2 protein-coding genes are annotated in these 1,478 nt (G+C 76.2%); one reads left to right on the plus strand and one right to left on the minus strand.

The genetic code is table 11. From position 1 onward, the window contains the following. The coding region (locus tag MXD58_RS27415) for a FadR/GntR family transcriptional regulator (protein WP_374616724.1) at positions 1-906 on the plus strand (906 nt) is incomplete at its 5' end. Here MXD58_RS27415 and cbiT read toward each other — a convergent pair. Then, positions 907-1,478: precorrin-6Y C5,15-methyltransferase (decarboxylating) subunit CbiT (cbiT, locus tag MXD58_RS27420; RefSeq protein ID WP_250610925.1), on the minus strand; the 572-nt coding region annotated here is incomplete at its 5' end.

Below are 1,478 nucleotides of genomic sequence, written 5' to 3' on the forward strand. Positions count from 1 at the left end.
GCCCAGTCCGCCGGCTGCGGCAGCCACGGCGCCACGTCGTCGGCGGTGAACCCGTACGGGGGTGCCGTACCGGACCACCTTCCTGACGCACTCGGCGCGCTGCGGGTCAGCACAGCGCCGGTCGGCAGCCGGGTGCGGGTGCCGAAGACGGCGGAACTCGTCGCCAGCCAGCTACGGCGGCGCATCATCCGCGGCGAGCTGTCCGAAGGTGACTCGCTCCCGCCGGAACCGGCGTTGATGGCCCAGTTCGGCGTTTCCCGCCCGACGCTGCGCGAGGCGTTCCGGGTGCTCGAGGCAGAGGCACTGATCTCGGTGCGCCGCGGGGCGCATGGCGGTGCGCGCGTCCACGCGCCCAGCCCCGTCGTCGCCGCGCGGTACGCCGGGCTCGTCCTGGAGCATCGCGGCGCCACGCTGGGCGATGTCCACCAGGCCTGCGCCGTGCTCGAGCCGCCGTGCGCCGCCCTGCTCGCCGAGCGCCGCGACCCGGCCGACGTCGGGGCGCTGCGGGACCTGCTCGCCGCCTGCGACGAGATCGAGGCCGAGGCGACGGAGCTGACGGCGGCGGACCTGACCGCGGCGCAGTCCGCCTTCCACCTGGCGGTGGTCGAACTCACCGGCAACAAGTCCCTGTCGGTGCTCACCGGCATGCTGCAGCACATTGTCGAGATCACCAACGGTCAGCCCGGCCACACCGCCTCCCCCGGCGAGCGGCTGGACCCGGTCGCCCCCGCGCAGCGCCGCCTGGGGGCCCGGGTGACCCGCCAGGTCCACGCGACGCTCATCGACCTCATCGAGCTCGGCGATGTGGCCGGCGCGCAGGAGCACTGGCGGCGCCACCTCGCCGCCCCGGACCACGCGATCCCCGGCGGCCCCGCCGACCGCTGCGTGCTGGACCTGCTCGGCTGATCAGCCGGCCGCGGCCGCCCCGACCGGCCAGACCGTCCACTGCGTCACCGGCATCGCGGGCCGCCAGCCGGTGAACCGGCCGACCGCCGAGGCCCGGCTCACCGACAGGCGCACCAGCTCGCCGCCCCGGCGGGCGTACCAGTCGGCCAGCACGGCCTCGGACTCCAGCGTCACCGCGTTGACCACGAGGCGGCCCTGCCCCCGCAGTGCCGCAAAGCAGGCGTCGAGGACCCCGGCGCCACTCACCCCGCCGCCGACGAAGATCGCGTCCGGGGTCGGCAGCCCCGCGAGGGCGGCGGGGGCACTGCCGAGGACGACCCGCAGCGACGGGACGCCGAGCGCCGCCGCGTTGCGGCCGATCCGCTCGGCCCGGTCCGCCCGCGGCTCGATCGCGATCGCCCGGCAGGCCGGATGGGTCCGCAGCCACTCGACGGCGACACTGCCCGAACCGGCGCCGACATCCCACAGCAGCTCGCCCGGCTCGGGGCCAAGCTGGGCCAGCGTCACCGCCCGGATCTCCCGCTTCGTGATCTGCCCGTCGTGCTCGAAGGCGTCGTCAGGCAGTCCGGGGC

This window comes from Frankia sp. AgKG'84/4, assembly GCF_023242965.2.
Taxonomy (GTDB): domain Bacteria; phylum Actinomycetota; class Actinomycetes; order Frankiales; family Frankiaceae; genus Frankia.